At 70.0% G+C, this 16750-nt stretch carries 15 protein-coding genes; 6 read left to right on the plus strand and 9 right to left on the minus strand.

Annotated elements, in window-relative coordinates:
• Positions 1-87: 87 nt before the first annotated feature.
• Both HD600_RS11270 and HD600_RS11275 read right to left on the minus strand, forming a co-directional pair.
• The gene (locus tag HD600_RS11270) at positions 88-1386 is read right to left on the minus strand and encodes an O-antigen ligase family protein (RefSeq protein WP_184284835.1); all 1299 of its coding nucleotides are present in this window, start codon (positions 1384-1386) and stop codon (positions 88-90) included.
• Complete coding sequence (locus HD600_RS11275; RefSeq protein WP_184283744.1) at positions 1386-2807, minus strand: O-antigen ligase family protein; 1422 nt, start codon at positions 2805-2807, stop codon at positions 1386-1388. Before HD600_RS11275 ends, HD600_RS11270 begins: the two co-directional genes overlap by 1 nt.
• A 66-nt stretch (positions 2808-2873) precedes the next feature.
• On the opposite strand from HD600_RS11275, the gene manA reads away from it, so the two are divergent.
• The 4 genes from manA (at position 2874) to HD600_RS11295 (ending at position 9086) form a co-directional block, all read left to right on the plus strand.
• Complete coding sequence (gene manA, locus HD600_RS11280; protein WP_184283746.1) at positions 2874-3992, plus strand: mannose-6-phosphate isomerase, class I; 1119 nt, start codon at positions 2874-2876, stop codon at positions 3990-3992.
• 210 nt (positions 3993-4202) lie between these two features.
• Complete coding sequence (locus HD600_RS11285) at positions 4203-4520, plus strand: WhiB family transcriptional regulator (RefSeq protein WP_144795573.1); 318 nt, start codon at positions 4203-4205, stop codon at positions 4518-4520.
• 67 nt (positions 4521-4587) lie between these two features.
• Positions 4588-7719 (plus strand): glycosyltransferase, encoded by a 3132-nt coding sequence (locus HD600_RS11290; protein WP_184283747.1) that lies wholly within the window; start codon positions 4588-4590, stop codon positions 7717-7719.
• On the plus strand, positions 7716-9086 hold the full coding sequence (locus tag HD600_RS11295; RefSeq protein ID WP_184283749.1) for a DUF5719 family protein: 1371 nt from the start codon (positions 7716-7718) through the stop codon (positions 9084-9086). Before HD600_RS11290 ends, HD600_RS11295 begins: the two co-directional genes overlap by 4 nt.
• Here HD600_RS11295 and HD600_RS11300 read toward each other — a convergent pair.
• The gene (locus tag HD600_RS11300) at positions 9077-9499 is read right to left on the minus strand and encodes a hypothetical protein (RefSeq protein WP_241731664.1); all 423 of its coding nucleotides are present in this window, start codon (positions 9497-9499) and stop codon (positions 9077-9079) included. The two genes, HD600_RS11295 and HD600_RS11300, sit on opposite strands and share 10 nt — an antisense overlap.
• Positions 9500-9565: 66 nt before the next feature.
• Here HD600_RS11300 and HD600_RS11305 point away from each other — a divergent pair, with 66 nt between their 5' ends.
• Entirely contained in the window at positions 9566-9772 is a 207-nt protein-coding gene (locus HD600_RS11305) for a DUF3499 family protein (RefSeq protein ID WP_144795570.1), read from the plus strand.
• 1 nt (position 9773) lies between these two features.
• On the opposite strand, the gene HD600_RS11310 is transcribed toward HD600_RS11305, so the two are convergent.
• Positions 9774-10583, minus strand: coding sequence for an RDD family protein (locus HD600_RS11310; protein ID WP_184283751.1), 810 nt, complete (start codon positions 10581-10583; stop codon positions 9774-9776).
• 19 nt (positions 10584-10602) lie between these two features.
• Here HD600_RS11310 and HD600_RS11315 point away from each other — a divergent pair, with 19 nt between their 5' ends.
• On the plus strand, positions 10603-11595 hold the full coding sequence (locus HD600_RS11315) for a stage II sporulation protein M (RefSeq protein ID WP_184284837.1): 993 nt from the start codon (positions 10603-10605) through the stop codon (positions 11593-11595).
• Between the two features lie 10 nt (positions 11596-11605).
• On the opposite strand, the gene aqpZ is transcribed toward HD600_RS11315, so the two are convergent.
• The 5 genes from aqpZ to HD600_RS11340 form a co-directional block, all read right to left on the minus strand.
• Positions 11606-12370, minus strand: coding sequence for an aquaporin Z (gene aqpZ, locus HD600_RS11320; protein ID WP_144795568.1), 765 nt, complete (start codon positions 12368-12370; stop codon positions 11606-11608).
• A gap of 114 nt (positions 12371-12484) precedes the next feature.
• Positions 12485-13984 (minus strand): catalase, encoded by a 1500-nt coding sequence (locus HD600_RS11325; protein ID WP_144795567.1) that lies wholly within the window; start codon positions 13982-13984, stop codon positions 12485-12487.
• Positions 13985-14422 carry a Fur family transcriptional regulator gene (locus HD600_RS11330; RefSeq protein ID WP_144795566.1) on the minus strand — a complete coding sequence of 146 codons (438 nt, stop codon included), beginning with the start codon at positions 14420-14422 and terminating at the stop codon, positions 13985-13987.
• A 58-nt stretch (positions 14423-14480) separates the two neighbouring features.
• A complete protein-coding gene (locus HD600_RS11335) occupies positions 14481-15788 on the minus strand; it encodes a DUF58 domain-containing protein (RefSeq protein WP_184283753.1) in 1308 nt (435 codons plus the stop codon).
• Entirely contained in the window at positions 15789-16712 is a 924-nt protein-coding gene (locus HD600_RS11340; RefSeq protein ID WP_184284838.1) for an AAA family ATPase, read from the minus strand. It lies immediately after the preceding gene.
• Positions 16713-16750 lie beyond the last annotated feature (38 nt).

Here is a 16750-nt window from a genome sequence, read left to right on the forward strand (position 1 = left end):
AAGTGTACGTCCGGACGAGATGAGGCGTGCGTCGTCCGGGAATCAGCGAGCACTCACAGCCTACCCGCCGTCCTGAGGGATTCCTGGTTACTCCTGCGGTCGCAGCGTCGGTATCGCACCGGTGTTCGCGGCGTCGATGCTCTCGCGCCATGACCGGGACTGACCGGCGCGCAGTGCGCACAGGACGAGCATGAACCAGCCGGGGCCGGTGAGGGTGAAGCTCTCGAACATCGAGTCGACCGCGAGGGTGACGAGGATCAGTGGCGTCCAGGCGAAGACGACCGAGCGGCGGACGCTGGCGACCAGCCATGAGCGCACGAGCGCGACGCCGCCCAGGAGCGCGAAGAGCAGGAAGCCGGCGATGCCCAGCTGCAGGAGCACGTCGAAGAACGCGTTCAGCGCGGTCTCGTGGCGGTCGCTGAGCAGGTAGTTGATGTAGGTGAACGGGAACTCCCCGCGCCCCCACTGGCCGAACCACCCCCATCCCTGGAACGGCTTGATCGCGACGAAGTCGAGGATCGTGTTCCACAGGTCCGCCCGCGTCGAGAAGTCCGACCCTGCGCCCATCCAGGCGATGATCCGGTGGCGGAAGCCGAACGCGAGCCCCAGTGCCAGGGTGACCAGCCCGCCGAGCACCCATTGCACGAGCGCACGATGGCGTGCCGGCGTATGCCTCACGACCGTCAGTGCGCCCGTCGCGGCGCCCACCACCACGGCGAGCACCAGGACGGTCGGCGACGCCGAGAGCAGGGCGAGGAACGCGGCAACGGCGATGGAGGGCACCGCGATCGCAGCGGCGAGGGACTGCGAACGCCACTCGATCGTGAAGGTGATCAGCGCGATGACCGCGATGAACCCGAGCATGTTGCGCGTGCCGAACAGCCCCTGGATGGGCCCCCCGAGTGCGAGGTTGCCCTCGACGCCGAGGAACGCGATCGGGACGTCGAGAAGGATGCCGGAGAGGATCTCGACGCCGAGGGAGAGCCCGAGCAGCACACGCAGCGTGTCGCCGATGGCCCTGACCGTCTGCAGCGTGTCGCGGATGTGCCCGATCGTGATCGCGACGAGTGCGAAGCCGAGCAGCCACATCCACCCGGCGATCGTCCCCGACCGATCCGTCGTCCAGAACACGCTGATGAGCGCGAGCGCGAGGAACATGATCAGCGACGTGGGTGCGATGCGCAGCACGGAGAGCTCCTCGCGCCGCACGACGAGGATGGCGACGCCGAGAACGCCGAGGACCAGCATGATCGTCGCGAACGTCACCGACGAGGTCATCCGCTCGATCGCGAACGATCCGAACGTCGCCCCGAGCGCCGTCAGGGTGTAGGCGCGCGCCATCTCGACCGAGCCGAGCAACCAGCCGAGGGTGGCCTGCGGGGACATCACGGGATGCGCCGTGCCTCGCGGCCGCGCTCGGTCACACGGGCTTGCTCGCTGAGTCCGACGCCGATCAGCGGTACCGCCTTGATCTTGAACGAGAACAGCACGAGCATCATCCAGCCCCACAGCATGATGGGCGTCGACTCCGCCAGCCCCTGCACGAGCAGCACGACGGTGAACAGCACCGGCAGCAGGGTCGCGGGGGAGTAGGGGCGGTCGGCGCGGAGGTCCCAGCGCGGGCGATCAGCGGCGAAGAACCACGAACGCCACAGCAGGCCGAGGTACGCCGCCGCCATGAGGACGAGCCCGACGACACCCAGCTGCATCAGCACGTCGAGCCACATGTTGTGCGCGTGGAAGACCGTGATCCCGTGGTCGACGATCCAGCCGTCGAAAGCAGGGTCGGTGGGGACCCACGGACTGGAGAACCCGTTGCCGAGGATCGGGTGATCGCCGGCGCGCTCGAGCACCTTCGCCCAGATGAGGTCGGTCCGCCCTGTGAGGTCGGCACCGCGTCCGAGGGCGGTGAAGAGCGGCTCGCGGAAGATCACCAGCGCGGCGACGGCGATCGCGACGATCCCACCGCAGGTCGCATACACACGAGTGCGCCCGGTGGGGGTGTGGGCGCGTCGGATGAGCAGTGCGACGAGCAGGACGACGCCTGCTGCCAGAGCGCACAGGTACGCCGTGGCCGACGCCGCGCGGAACATCAGATAGGCGGCGAGGACGGTCCACAGCGCATGGGTGACGCGCCATCGCGCACGGAGGGCGATCCGCACCCCGAAGGTGATGATCGCGAAGAGGCAGATGATGGCGAGCACGTTGGAGTTGCCGACGATGCCCTGGATGCGACCGCCGTCGATGAGGTTGTCGCGCACCCAGTACCAGTGCGGGTCCGCTCCCTCCTCCGGAACGGGCAGGAAGTTCGGCAGCAGAGGGTGCCGAAGCACGACGGCGACGAGAAGCTCGAGCGCGAGCGAGAGCCCGATGATCCACTTGAACGCCGCGCTCAGCGACCGGATGATCTCCTGCCAGCTCAGCGCGTGCGCGATCAGGAGGGCGGCGACGGTGATCGAGGCGAGCAGCACCCAGGTGATGATCGTGGGCAACCGCCACTGCGACCAGGCGACGGAGAGCAGCGCCAGAGCCACGTATCCCAGGGCCGCCCACGGCAGGCGACGCCAGGCGAACGGCTGAGGACGACTGCGGGCGACCATCGGGATGCCGATGGCGCAGGTGACCAGCAGCAGGACGAGCAGGACGATCCCCGCGCCGACCGGGCCGGCGAGGTTGTACACGGCCGTGTGCGCGAAGACGACGAACAGGGCGAGCGTCGCGTACCCGCGCAGCAGCAACCGCCCCGTCGACTCGCGCTCGGGCGCTGCGGGCGGGGACACCACCGGGTGCTTCGTGTACTGCGCCATCGGACTCAGGCTACCGCGCGGTGACCGTGACGCCGCCGTGCCGCGGCGGGTCGGTACGCTGGCTGCATGCTGCTGCCCCTCTCGAATGTGCCCCGCGACTACGCATGGGGCTCCACGTCTCTGCTGGCCGAGCTCGAAGGGCGCGAGCCCAGTGGTGCGCCGGAGGCCGAGGTGTGGTTCGGCGACCACCCCGGCGACCCTGCGGACGTCGCGGACGGGACGACCCTCGATGCCGTCACCGGGGGGACGCTGCCCTACCTTCTCAAGCTGCTCGCCGCCGCCGACCCGCTGTCGATCCAGGTGCACCCCACGGTCGCGCAGGCTCGCGAAGGGTGGGCCCGGGAGTCGCATCTCGCCGTCGACGATCCGACCCGCAACTACCGCGACGACAACCACAAGCCCGAGCTCATCGTCGCCCTGAGCGAGCGCTTCGAGGCGCTGGGCGGGCTGCGGCCGGTCGCCGACACGCTCCGCCTCCTCGAGGGCCTCGGGGACTCCGACGGCGTCGTCGCACTGCGCACACGCCTGTCCGGCGATGGGGACGTGCTGCGCGACGCCGTCGCCTGGCTGCTCTCCGGATCCGCTCAGCGCGAGGTCGACGACATCATCCGTGCGGTCGACGCCGCGTCGTCCGAGGAGTTCGCCGAGGAGATCGCCGCCGTCCGCTCGATCGCCTCGCGGAACCAGGGCGATCCGGGGGTCGTCGTCGCCCTCCTGATGAACTTCATCGTGCTCCGTCGCGGCGAGGGGATCTTCCTGCGCGCCGGTCTGCTGCACGCGTACGTGTCCGGCCTCGGCGTCGAGATCATGGCCGCGAGTGACAACGTGCTGCGCGGCGGTCTCACCCCCAAGCACATCGACGTCCCCGAGCTCCTGTCCGTCCTCGACACCACGCCGGGTGTCGTGCCGGTACTGCGCCCGGCGGCGGACGGCCCCGTGACGGCCTATCCGGTGGATGTGCCGGACTTCTCGCTGCGACGCGTCGCGCTCGAGGGCGGTCGGCTGCCGCTCGACGTCTCCGGCCCCGCGATGGCACTCGTGACGGCGGGGCGCGTGGACGTCGAGGGCGCAGACGGCGTCGCGGTCACCGTGCCGGTGGGTGAGGCCGTGTTCGCGACCGCGGACGAGACGGCACTCGTGCTCTCCGGGACGGGTGAGGTCTTCCTCGCGCAGCCGGGTGCCTGACGACCCGATTCTCCGACCGACGGCATCCGGGGCGACCGGCCGACATCCGCATGCCCACGCGGGTTTCGGGGCGACACGCCGACGACACGCCGTGAACCTTAAAGACGCCGTTGAGGGTTTACGATCCGCGACTTGACCGGAGCGAATGACACAGGTGTAATTAGTGGAGCATGGCCCAGCGGGGGGCAGTAATAGGGCAAGGAGAACGATATGACGGGTTACCGTTCCGACGTTCCCGAGAACTGGTTTGTCGATCCGGTCAATCTCGGGGTTCCCGGGGTCAGGCGCCCCGAGCGCGAGGACGACACGGCGCTCTCCTGGCAGACCGACGCGCTGTGCTCACAGACGGACCCGGAGGCGTTCTTCCCCGAGAAGGGCGGGTCCACCCGCGACGCCAAGCGCATCTGCTCATCATGCGACGTCCGTGGCGAGTGCCTCGAATACGCCCTGTCGAACGACGAGCGATTCGGCATCTGGGGCGGGCTCAGCGAACGCGAGCGGCGCAAGCTCAAGCGCCAGGCCGGCTGACCTTTCGCCCGCGACACCGCGCGCCCTGACGGCGGCACCGTGACCCAGCGCATAGGCTGACGAGGCCATGCCAACCCGAGTTCATGCCATCATCGTCGCGCGCCCCGGTGCCTCCGCTCACGCACAGCTGCTGCGCACGCTCGACGCCCTGACCCTGCAGACCCGCAGGCCGGATGCCGTCACACTGATCGTCTGCGGCGACGGAACCGCGGCGCGGGAGAGCGACGCGATCGGGCGCGTCGTCGAGAGCATCATCCAGACCCGTGGCGGCACATCGTACGCCGAGGCCGTCGAGATCGCCCAGCCACGGGTTCCCGCCGGCTCAGCCGTCTGGCTCCTCGCCCACGACACCGCTCCCCATCCGCGCGCTCTTGCCCGCCTGGCCGGTGCCCTGGAACGTTCCCCTTCCGCCGTCATCGCGGCCCCGAAGCTCGTCGACGTCGACAACGACCGCGAACTCGTGAGCCTCGGCGTGACGATGACGCGACTCGGGAGGTCGGTCGAGCTCGCCGCGGGTGAGCTCGACCAGAACCAGCACGACGGCCGTGACGATGCGCTGGGCGCCGACATCCGCGGCATGCTCATCCGTGGCGCCGCACGCGAGCACCTCATGCCGGACCCGGCCCTCGCGGGTGCAGACGAGGGCCTCGACCTCGGTGTGCGTGCCCGCCTCGGCGGGGGCCGTGTCGCGCTCGCGCCGACGGCCCGCGTCTCGGTGAGCCCGGACGGCGCGGCCGCTCTCCCGCAGCGCATCGGGCAGCGTGCATACGCGACGCGTCTGGCTCAGCTGCATCGGCGTCTCGCCTACGCGCCGGCTGCCGTCGTCCCGTTGCACTGGCTGTCGCTGTTGCCGCTGGCCCTGTGGCGGACGATCGTCCATCTGATCGCGAAACGACCGGCATCCGTGCTCCCAGAGTGGGGTGCAGCGTTCACCGAGATGATCCGGTTCGGCGCCGTGGCGAGATCACGGCGGCGCATCCGCTCCTTCCGCAACGCCTCATGGGCGAGCATCGCACCGCTGCGCGTCACGCGCGGAGAACTGCGTCGACGCCTCGATGACGGCCACGGCAGTGAGGGCGGCGCCGTCAGCGAACTCAACTTCTTCTCCGGCGGGGGCGCATGGGCGGTGCTCGGGGCGCTCGCCGTCAGCGTCGCGTCCTTCACGACCCTGCTCGCATGGCCCGCCGTCGGCGGGGGTGCACTGCTGCCGCTGCGCGACACCGTCGCCGGGCTCTGGCAGGACGCGGCATGGGGTCAGCGCGACGTCGGCATCAACCTCGTCGGACCCGCCGACCCGTTCGCCGGGGTCGTCGCCGTCATCGGCACGCTGTGGGCGGGCGCACCGTCCTTCGCGATCGTGCTCCTGTGGCTCCTGGCGCTGCCTCTCGCGGTGCTCGGCGGCTGGTTCGCCGCCACGAGGATCACCGACCGCGCGGGAATGCGGATCTTCGGCGGAGTGGCCTGGGCGCTCGCACCGACCTTCCTCACCGCGCTGGTCGAGGGCCGTCCCTCGGCAGTGCTGCTGCATCTGCTCCTGCCCTGGCTGTTCCACACCGCCGTCGTCGCCCACCGGTCGTGGGGCGCTGCCGGCGCGGCATCCATCGTCCTCGCCGCGACCGTCGCGTGCGCTCCGTCCCTCGCGCCGGCGCTCGCACTGCTCTGGGTGATGGCCATCATCATCGTGCTGTCGCGGGCCTGGTTCCACGGCGCTGTCCGACTGCTGTGGATGCTCGTCCCGACCGCGGCGCTGTTCGCGCCGCTGGCCCTGTGGCAGGCGCAGCGCGGCAACATCTGGGCGGTCTTCGCCGACCCCGGCTTCGCATGGGCCGGTCCTCAGGTCGCCGCCGACAGCGCAGGCAGGCTCCTGCTCGCCTCCGGGTTCCCGACGCCGGACCTCGCGGGGTGGATGGATGTCATCGACCCCGCCGTGGCCGCCTTCGCACCGCTGCTGATCGCACCTCTCGCCCTGCTGGCACTCGCCGCCGCCGTCGCACCTCGTTGGGGCGCCGGCATCGCGCTGCTCGTGGTCACGATGACCGGTCTCGTCACGTCGTTCCTGTCCGTCGGGGTGATCGTCACGTTCTCACAGGGGATGCCGGTGGAGATCTGGCCAGGCACCGGGCTGAGCCTCGCATGGGCCGGACTCGTCGGCGCGGCTCTCGTCACGCTCGACACCGCGATCACGATGCCACGGCTCCGGGTGGCCGCCGTCACGGTGGCAGGGCTCGCCCTGCTCGCCTGTGCCGTCCCCGCGCTCACGGCGCTGCACACCGGTCGCACCGTCCTCACCAACGGACCGGAGAGCACTCTTCCCGCCTATGTCGCCGCAGAGGCGCGGGGCGACCGCGACATCGCGACTCTCGTGCTCACTCCGCAGAACGACGGAGGCCTGGCCGTCGACGTCGTATGGGGATCGAGCGCCACGCTCGGTGCGCAGTCCACGATCATGAACACGGCCACTCGGCCACAGGGACTCGACATGAGCGGGTTCGCTGTGGATCTGCTCTCGCCGCGGTCCTTCGACGCCGCGGGCGAACTCGGCGGTCACGGCATCCTGTTCGTCCTGCTCGACCAGGTCGACGGCGCCGAGTCCGACGCCGCTCGCGCGTTCCGCGTGGAAGCGATCACGGCACTGGACCAGCGCTCCGGGTTCGTCAAGGTCGGCGAGACCGACAAGGGCGTCCTGTGGCGCCTCGAGACCGCGCCGGCCGCGCGCACGGGGCTCAGCGCGGGCGAAGCGGGCACGAGCAGTACGGTCACCGCGATCCAGATCGCCGTGCTCCTTGCGGCGTTCCTGCTCGCCATCCCGACCAGGGCATCGCGCCGCGCGGCCCGTGCCCAGTCGCGCATCGTCGGGCGGTCGCCGGAGGAGCCCATCGTCCTACCCCGACGACGCGACGACCTCACCGGGGATCTGGTGGACGAGGATCCGGTGATCGACGCGCCCAAGAAGCCGATCCAGGGGGAGACCCCGCTCGACGATCGGTCCTACGCCGAGAGCGCGCAGGTCTCCGTCGTCGCCGACCAGGACCGCGTCGCCGACGGAGAGTCCGCGCCGCCGACGGACGCCGACGCTACGGAGCGGGACGCCACGGACGACGACGCGGCGGATGGCGCCGGAGACGTGGAAACGCGCAGGGACGGCGAGAAGCGCGTGGACAGGAAGCCCGAAGACGACGCCCCGGAGGAGGAGCGATGATCCAGAACCGCGCGATCCGCGTCGTCGCCACCGGAGCCCGGCTGCTCGCCGGCGTCGTGATCGCCGTCGGCTGCGTCGCCGGCGTCGTCGCGGCCGTCGCGTTGCCGTGGCCGGGGCTCACCAACACGCCGGCCCAGCAGTCCGTCGTGCCCGCCGCCGCAGACACGACACTGGTCTGCACCGGGGACTTCCGCGCCGTCGGCCGCAATTCGCAGGATGCCACGCAGCAGTTCTCCGCCGGCAGCCCATCTCTCACCGTCGAGAGCTCAGGGCCGCGTGAGGACACCTCCCTGGAGGCGCCGGAGCTCGGCGGCAGCGGCGGACCGCAGCGCTTCGTCGGCAGCGCGGAGCAGGGCGAATCCGCCCTCGTCGCCGCCGCGGAGACCGTTTCGATCGCCGCCGACGACCTGTCGGGGCTCGCGGCGTCCGCCTGTCGGGAAGCGCGGACGGAGTCCTGGCTCGTCGGCGGGACCGTCGAGACCGGCACGAGCGACCTGATCCTCCTCTCCAATCCGGGCGATGTGACGGCGACTGTCACGCTCACCGTCTTCGGGATCGAGCAGACCGCGAGCACGGTCCTCGTCCCCGCCGGCACCCAGCAGTCCGTTCCGCTCCCGTCCGTCGCCGCGGGCACGCAAGCGCCTGTCGTCCGCGTCACCGCAGCCGGAGCACCCGTGCGGGCCGTACTCCAGTCCTCTCTGATCCGCACCCTCGACCCCTCCGGGATCGACCTGCAGGACACCACCGGTGCGCCCAGCGACCGGATCGGCTTCGCAGGAGTGCAGGTCGCGGACACGAGTGAGGACACCGCCCTCACCGTCCTGCGGCTGATGGCCACCGAGCAGGCGGCACAGGTGCGCGTCTCGGCCAGGGCGGCGGGGGAGACCGTCTGGGAGACGGACGTCGAACTCGAAGCCGCCACCCCGACGGAGATCAGCCTCTCCGGCCTCGAACCCGGCGTCTACAGCGTCGAGGTCGAATCCGACGCATCCCTGGTCGGGGCGATCCGCCAGACCACGAGGCCGGGTGCCGGAAGTGACTTCGCCTGGATGACCTCCGCCCCCGACATCCGAGGCGAGGTGCTCGCCGCCGTGCCGGCAGGGCCCGGTCCCCGACTCCACATCGTGAATGCCGGCGACGAGGACGCAGTCGTGACCATCGAGACGGCATCCGGTGGTGATCAGCGGGAGATCGATGTGCCCGCCGGTGAGGACGCCGTCGTCAAGGTGAGCGCCGACACCGCATATGCCATCCGATCGGATGCCCCCGTGCGCGTCGCCGTCATGCTGTCCGGCACCGACGCCGTTGCAGGGTGGCCGGTGTGGCCGGGGCCCGCGGCGCGCGAGCCCATCGTCGTCTATCCCTGACCGGGGCCGAACTCCCACGGATCGCGGCCGACGTACTCCGCGGCGGCGCGGAAGACCGCACTCTCGATCGCGATGCGGCGATGGACGCCGTCGTCGTGGCCCGGTGGGAGCAGGCGCTCGATCGGTATGCGGAACAGGACGATGCGCCGCTGGTCGCGGTCGATGCGCCAGCGCGGGATGCCCTCCTCATCCGGCGTCGCCGGCAGACCCCCGATCTCGAAGCGCACCTCCTGCAGCTCCGGCCAGGTACTGCGGAGGAACTCGACGGCGGAACCGATCGTCGCGTCGAAACGGTCGATGCGCCCGTCCAACGGGGGCAGGGGAGGGCGGACCACCTCGCTGCGTCCGAGACGCCCGTGACGGCCGTGACGCGCACCCCGGCGAGGAGCGGCGGAGGTGCGGCGGCGGGGCATGACGAAAGTCTAAGTGCTCCGCGCGGCATCCCGGCGTCGCCGGCGCCGCGCCATACGCTGGCAGAGATGGACGGACGACTCTGCTCGAAGGTGACCTGCGCTCGCGAAGCTGTGGCGACGCTCACGTTCGACTACGGCGATCAGATGGCAGCACTCGGCCCGCTCGGCGGAACCGATCACCCGCACGCGCACGACCTGTGCGCGCAGCACGCCGACCGACTCTCCGTTCCCACCGGTTGGATCGTCGTGCGGCACGAGGCGCTCCGCGCCTGAGTCAGACCCCGACCCGTCGGCCGGTGAGACGCTCGGCCTTCGCGTCGGCGATCGCAAGGGCGCGCCGTTCGCGCTCTCGCCGCAACACCGTGATCGCGATGAGAAGTTGCTCGGGGTGCGCCACCGGCTGCGGCGAGATGTACGTGGACGCCTCCGTCACGAGGTCGCGCGCCACTCGTGCCCTCGCCTGCGGTGACATCCGCTCCGCGTGCTGCAGGAACTGCGAGATGCGCCGTGCGAGCCGATCGGGCATGCGTGCGACATCAGCGATCTCCGCCCATCCCGACAGTGCAGTCGGCATCACGGGAGTCAGCGGGATCAGCTTCGGCGTCCGGACGCGCTGACTGTAAGTCCCCGCGATCAGGTCACCGAGGCGCTGCGAACGCGCAGTGAAGGCGCCGGCGAGGATCGCGACGGCGCCGAAGGTCATGTAGACCTCCAACACGCCGACTAGCGCGCGGATGAAGGCGTGCCGGAAACCCGCCGCGCCGCCGTCGACACGGACGATCCGGCCCCCGACAGCGAGCTTTCCGACGCTCCGCCCGCGCAGCGCCAGTTCGACGACGACAGGAACGGCGACGAAACAGACCACGAGAGCCGTGATGTTGAGGATGCCGTCCACCGAGTCGTCGATCACGCCGATGAACAGCAGCCACGTCCGCAGCCAGAGGAAGAGCAGCAGGAGCCCCCACCCGATGGCCATGTCGATGAGCGCGCCCAGCGCCCGCATGAAGAATCCCAGCGGTTGCACGTCGATCGCGACGGCCTCGCCGGAGAGGACCTCGTCGGTGCTGTCGATCGGCGTGGACATGATGAGTACAGTAAATCAGGTGGATGCCGATGCCCTCGCCGATGCGCGCCGTGCGGAGTGGGACCGACTCGACGAGTTGAGCAGGTCCCGGCTGGATGGCCAGGGTGTCGACGAGCTCATCCTCCGGTACCGGGCCGCATCGGCGGACCTGGCCGAGCTCAAGACCTCGGTCGGTGATTCTCCGCAGAGCGCATATGTGTCCTCCGTCCTCTCCAGGGCTCGCCTGCGTCTGACTGGCGCTCCCGAGAGCATCCTCACGCAGGCGCGACGCTTCTTCGTCGATCAGCTCCCGGCGGCGCTGTACCGTCTGCGCTGGACCACGCTCGTCATCGCTGCGGTCTTCGTCGCGATCACGGTCGGCGTCGGTGCCTGGCTCGCCTCCGATCCTGCCCTCGTCGCGACGCTGGGCGCGGCCGACTTCCTCGAGCAGTATGCGGAGGAGAGCTTCACCGATTACTACACGGAGAACCCCGCTGCCGTCTTCGCCGGAATGGTCTGGACCAACAACGCCTGGATCGCCGCCCAATGCGTGCTGTTCGGCATCACCGGCATCTGGCCGATCTACGTGATCGTCCAGAACGCGTTCGGTCTCGGTGTGTCCGCGGGGGTCATGGCTGCCTACGATCGCCTCGACGTCATGGTGCTGTACATCCTCCCGCACGGACTTCTCGAGATGACGAGCATCTTCGTCGCGGCGGCCGGGGGACTCCACCTCTTCTGGGCCTGGGTCGCCCCTGGGCCACGTACCCGCCCCGCAGCGCTCGCGCAGGAGGGGAGGGCACTGGCGACGGTCGCGATCGGACTCGTGTTCGCACTGTTCCTGTCGGGGCTCGTCGAGGGATTCGTCACGGGATGGTCGCTGCCCTGGCCGGTCAAGATCGGGATCGGCGCGGCCGCACTGGCGGTCTTCCTCGTCTACATGCTCCTCGTCGGGCGCCGCGCATACGAACGCGGTGAGCGCGGGGACCTCCTCGAATACGAGGCGGGCACCCCGCAGCTCACCGCGGGCTGATCAGGAGCGCTCAGGCGTTCTTCGTGCCGTCGAGCATCGTCTTGTAGGCGAGGCCGGCGATCATCGCGCCGACGATCGGGAACACGATGAACACCCACAGCTGCGACAGCGCGCCCGTTCCGCCGTAGACGGCGGCCGCGATGGATCGCGCCGGGTTCACGGAGGTGTTGTCGACGGGGATGCTGATGAGGTGGATGAGGGTCAGCGTCAGTCCGATCGCGAGTCCCGCGAACGGGGTGGGACGCAGTTTGTGTGTCGTGCCGAGGATGACGAACAGGAAGACGGCCGTCAGCACGATCTCGACGATGATCGCGGCCCACATGCCGAAACCGGCGGGGGAGTGCTCGCCCCAGCCGTTGCTCGCGAAGCCGGCATCCTGGGCGCCGGTGAGCCAGCCGTCGGGTCCGAACAGGCCGATGAGGACGAGGATCGTGCTGGCGATCAGGCCGCCGACGATCTGGGCGATGATGTAGCCGGGCACGTCCCGCCACGGCAGGCGTCCTGCGGCGGCGACGCCCAGCGTGACGGCCGGGTTGAAGTGCCCGCCGGAGACGGGCCCGAAGGCGTATGCGCCGACAACGACCGTGAGGCCGAAGGCGAAGGCGACGGCGACGTAGACGGCCGATCCGGAGCCCGGGTCAGTGAAGTGGTTCGAGGCGAACAGTGCGGTGCCGACGCCGCCGAGCACCAGCAGGAACGTGCCGAGGGCCTCGGCGGTGAGTTTGGCCCCGGAGGACGGGATCGGAGACGCGGCTTCGGCGAGCGTTTCGCTCATGGGATTCCCTCTCGTCGGTTCGATCCGAAGCGATCGAATTCACCGCACATGATAGTGGGGTCGGATGCCGAAGCATCCGACCCCACGCGGGAGATGATCCCTGAGCTCAGTGCGTCACTCGCCGATGCCGACGGGCTCCGCCTGGGCGATGGGAAGACCGGCCAGTGCACGGACCTCGTCCGCGACCTGCTGGTCGACCTGGCCCCAGTACCAGAAGAAGCGCTCCTGAATGGCGGGCACGGTCAGTCCGTTGTACTGACCGACGAGCGTCTCGATGAAGCGCTGGCGCTCCTCGGCGGAGAACACCTCATTGATCAGCGTGCGGGCCTGACCGAAGTCGTCGTCCTCGGAGTGCAGGGTCGCCGCGCTGCGGATGAGCGCACCGTCGGACTCCCAGCTCGCCTCGACGCCGCGTGCCGGGTCGGCCTCTGGGCCGCCGGCTGCGCCGTAGGAGTTCGGGGTGTAGACCCGGTGCTCCGCCGTGTTGAAGTGGTACTGCATGTTGCCCTCGTGCATGTAGTTGCTCACGGTGGCGGCGTGCGGCTGGTTGACCGGCAGCTGGTTGTAGTTCGTGCCGATGCGGTAGCGCTGCGCGTCGGGGTAGGAGAACACGCGGGCCATGAGCATCTTGTCGGGCGAGATGCCCGTGCCGGGGACCTGGTTCCCCGGGGAGAACGCGGCCTGCTCGATCTCGGCGAAGAAGTTCTGCGGGTTGCGGTTCAGCGTGAACGTTCCGACCTTGATGCGCGGGTAGTCCTTCTTCGACCACGTCTTGGTGAGGTCGAAGGGGTTGAAGCGGTAGGTCTTGGCCTCCTCGTACGGCATGACCTGCACGTACACGTCCCAGGAGGGGAACTCGCCGCGCTCGATCGCCTCGTACAGGTCGCGACGGTAGTAGTCGGCATCCTGTCCGGCGATGCGCTCCGCCTCGTCGGCGAACATCGGCACGACGCCCTGCTGGGAGAGGAAGTGGTACTTCACCCAGAAGCGCTCACCCGCCGCGTTGACCCACTGGTAGGTGTGCGAGCCGTAGCCGTTCACGTGGCGCCAGCTGCGGGAGATGCCGCGGTCGCCCATGAGGTAGGTCACCTGGTGGGCGGACTCGGGGGACAGGGTCCAGAAGTCCCACTGCATGTCGGCGTCGCGCAGGCCGGAGCCGAGCAGACGCTTCTGCGAGTGGATGAAGTCCGGGAACTTCATGCCGTCGCGGAGGAAGAACGTCGGGGTGTTGTTGCCGACGATGTCGAGGTTGCCCTCGGTCGTGTAGAAGCGCAGCGAGAAGCCGCGCACGTCGCGCCAGGTGTCGGGCGAACCCTGCTCGCCGGCGACGGACGAGAAGCGGATGAGCGTCTCGCTGGTGGCGCCGGGCTGGAACACCGCCGCACGCGTGTACTGCGAGACGTCCTCGGTGACGACGAACTCGCCGAACGCGCCGCCGCCCTTGGCGTGCGGGTTGCGCTCCGGCACCCGCTCACGGTTGAAGGAGGCGAGCTTCTCGACCAGGTAACGGTCGTGGAGGGCAGTGGTGCCGTCCGGACCTCCCGCGGTCAGCGAGTGGGCGTCGCTCGCGACCGGCGTGCCGGTCTGGGTGGTCGTGAAAGTCTTGTCAGTCATTCACTTGTTCCTTTCGCAATCGGAGCAGATGGCTCGGTAGGTCACTGAGGCTTCGAGGATCCGCATCCCATGATCGTGGGACGGATGAAGGCAGGGTGCTTCGCCGACGGCGCAGGCGACGTCTTCGACGCGACCGCACTCGACGCACTGCAGGTGGTGATGGTTGTCGAACTCGTCCTGCACCTCGTAGAGGGCGCTGCCGGCGTCGGGCAGGCTCACGCGCCGGACGACTCCTGCGCCGGTGAGGTCGCCGAGGATGCCGTGGACGGTGGGCAGTGCCACGCCGCCGAGTGTCGTGCGGATCGAGGAGTGCACGGCCTCGGCCGAGGCATGCGGGTGCGCTCGCAGCGCATCGAGCACGGCGACACGCTGCACCGTCACCCTGAGCCCGGCGGCGCGCAGGCGCTCAGGGGCCTCGAGAGTGGTGGGTGTCGACATGCCTCTATCCTAGCTTGTTCTGAATGATTCACAAAAAGGAATCACTCAGAAGAAGGCATCAGAGGCGCCCCGCCGCCTTGAGCTCGAGGTAGCGATCCGCGATCCTCGGCGGCAGCTCCTCCGGGTCCGCGGCGATCGCCTCGCCGCCCGCGCGGCGGATGGCGTCGGCGACGTTCTCCGCATCCCGCAGCGTGCGCTCTGCGGCCGCGGCGAGGTAGATCTCCTCGCGCGAGTCGCGCCGGGTGGCGAGGTGTCCGATCGACGCGTCCGTGACAGAGCCGACCAGCACGGACGTCGCCCGTGATGCGGTCGGGAAGGCGCCGAGGAAGCCGCGTGCGGACTCGGCGGCATCCTGCGCGGTCAGCACGACGATGAGAGACGGTCGAGTGGTGAGCGAGCGGACGGCGGCGAACGCTCCCGCCCAGTCGGTGTCGAGGAGGCGCGCGTGGACGGGTGCCATGGCGTCGGTCAGGGCCTGCAGCAGGCCAGGGCCGTCGACGCCGGTGACACGGCCGCGGACCACCCGGTCGTACATCACCAGATGCACGTGGTCTCCGGCTCTCGAGGCCAGCGCGGCGAGCAGCAGCGCGGCCTCCAGCGCGGCGTCGAGGCGTGTCCCGTCGCCGACGCGTGCGGCCGCGGTGCGACCGGTGTCGATGAGGATCACCACGTGGCGGTCGCGCTCAGGACGCCACGTCCGCAGCATGGTGGTGCCGGCCCTCGCTGTGGCCCGCCAGTCGATCGAGCGCACGTCGTCGCCCCGCACGTACTCGCGGAGCGAGTCGAACTCGGTGCCCTGCCCTCGTACCTGGATGCTGGTGTTGCCGTCGAGTTCCCTCAGCCGTGCGAGCCGCGAGGGGAGGTGCCTGCGCGATGCGAAGGCCGGCAGCACCCTGATCGAGGCGGGCACGTCGTGACGCGCCTGCCTCCCGCCCAGACCCAGAGGGCCCCGCGATCGGATGAAGACGAATGCGCTGCGCAGCTCTCCTCGCCTGCGGGGGAGCAGAGGCACGGTGAGTCGTCGACGTTCCCCTGCCGGCACGCTGGTCCTCAGGCGCCCCGGCGTCGCGCCGGCCGTGGGCTGCCAGGCGTCGCGGATGAGCGCGTGCAGAGTCCGCCGCCCGTGGTTGTGCAGCGCGACACTCGCCTGCGTCGGCTCGTCGATGCGCGCACGCGGCGGGGTGCTCCTCGTGACGGTGACGGAGCGCGCACTCGCAGCCAGGCACACATCGACCGCGAGGAGGACGACGCAGAGGCCGATCCACCCTCCGGTGACGGCCCACGCCGGAACACCCGCCGCGGCGAGAGCGACGACGGGAAGGACGCCGACTCCCACGAGCACGGCGAGGCGGGCGGAGACGAACACTTAGATCGGCACCCGGGTCTGCTGGATCACCGACGCGAGGACGGCGTCCGCCGACACACCCTCCATCTCGGCGTCCGGGCGCAGCTGCAGACGGTGGCGCCACACCGGCACGAGCATCGTCTGCACGTGATCAGGAGTGACCGCCGAGGACCCGTTCAACCATGCCCATGCCTTCGCCGCCGCGAGCAACGCCGTCGAAGCACGGGGGCTCGCCCCCAGCATCACCGACGCCGAGTCGCGGGTGGCCCTGGCGAGATCGACGACGTAGCCGAGGACCTCATCGGTGACCTCCACGCGTGCGGCGGCGTCCTGCGCGGCGCGGATCTCGTCCTCCGTGACGGCTGGTCGGACGCCGGTGAGCGCGCGGGGCGAGAAGCCGCCGGCGTGCAGTCGCAGCACCGTCACCTCGGCGTCGCGCTCCGGCATCCCCACGACGAGCTTCATGAGGAACCTGTCCAACTGCGCCTCCGGCAGCGAGTAGGTGCCCTCGTGCTCGATCGGGTTCTGCGTCGCCGCGACGAGGAAGGGATCCGGCAGGTCCCTGCTCGTGCCGTCGGCCGAGACCTGGCGCTCCTCCATGGCCTCGAGGAGCGCCGCCTGGGTCTTCGGCGGCGTCCGGTTGATCTCATCCGCGAGCAGGATGTTGGTGAACACCGGCCCCTGACGGAACTCGAACTCGCCGGTGCGCGCGTCGTAGACGAGTGATCCCGTGACGTCGCCGGGCATGAGGTCGGGGGTGAACTGGACCCGCTTGGTGTCCAGGCCCAACGCACGTGCGAAGGAGCGGACGACGAGGGTCTTCGCGACTCCCGGCACGCCTTCCAGAAGGACGTGCCCTCGCGAGAGCAGGCACACCAGGAGGCCGGTGACGATGCCGGCCTGCCCGACGACCGCCTTGTCGACCTCGGTGCGCACGCGGTGCATGGCCGCGCGCAGCTGCGCCTCGTCGTGCGCCTGTGTGT

Source organism: Microbacterium ginsengiterrae, from assembly GCF_014205075.1.
Lineage (GTDB): Bacteria > Actinomycetota > Actinomycetes > Actinomycetales > Microbacteriaceae > Microbacterium > Microbacterium ginsengiterrae.

Coding starts and splice junctions, on each gene's coding strand:
- HD600_RS11290 (WP_184283747.1), top strand. CDS start 4,588: ATGCCAACCCGAGTTCATGCCATCATCGTCGCGCGCCCCGGTGCCTCC.
- HD600_RS11310 (WP_184283751.1), bottom strand. CDS start 10,583: ATGTCCACGCCGATCGACAGCACCGACGAGGTCCTCTCCGGCGAGGCC.
- HD600_RS11325 (WP_144795567.1), bottom strand. CDS start 13,984: ATGACTGACAAGACTTTCACGACCACCCAGACCGGCACGCCGGTCGCG.
- HD600_RS11340 (WP_184284838.1), bottom strand. CDS start 16,712: ATGCACCGCGTGCGCACCGAGGTCGACAAGGCGGTCGTCGGGCAGGCC.
- aqpZ (WP_144795568.1), bottom strand. CDS start 12,370: ATGAGCGAAACGCTCGCCGAAGCCGCGTCTCCGATCCCGTCCTCCGGG.
- HD600_RS11275 (WP_184283744.1), bottom strand. CDS start 2,807: ATGGCGCAGTACACGAAGCACCCGGTGGTGTCCCCGCCCGCAGCGCCC.
- HD600_RS11305 (WP_144795570.1), top strand. CDS start 9,566: ATGGACGGACGACTCTGCTCGAAGGTGACCTGCGCTCGCGAAGCTGTG.
- HD600_RS11300 (WP_241731664.1), bottom strand. CDS start 9,499: ATGCCCCGCCGCCGCACCTCCGCCGCTCCTCGCCGGGGTGCGCGTCAC.
- HD600_RS11285 (WP_144795573.1), top strand. CDS start 4,203: ATGACGGGTTACCGTTCCGACGTTCCCGAGAACTGGTTTGTCGATCCG.
- HD600_RS11295 (WP_184283749.1), top strand. CDS start 7,716: ATGATCCAGAACCGCGCGATCCGCGTCGTCGCCACCGGAGCCCGGCTG.
- manA (WP_184283746.1), top strand. CDS start 2,874: ATGCTGCTGCCCCTCTCGAATGTGCCCCGCGACTACGCATGGGGCTCC.
- HD600_RS11270 (WP_184284835.1), bottom strand. CDS start 1,386: ATGTCCCCGCAGGCCACCCTCGGCTGGTTGCTCGGCTCGGTCGAGATG.
- HD600_RS11330 (WP_144795566.1), bottom strand. CDS start 14,422: ATGTCGACACCCACCACTCTCGAGGCCCCTGAGCGCCTGCGCGCCGCC.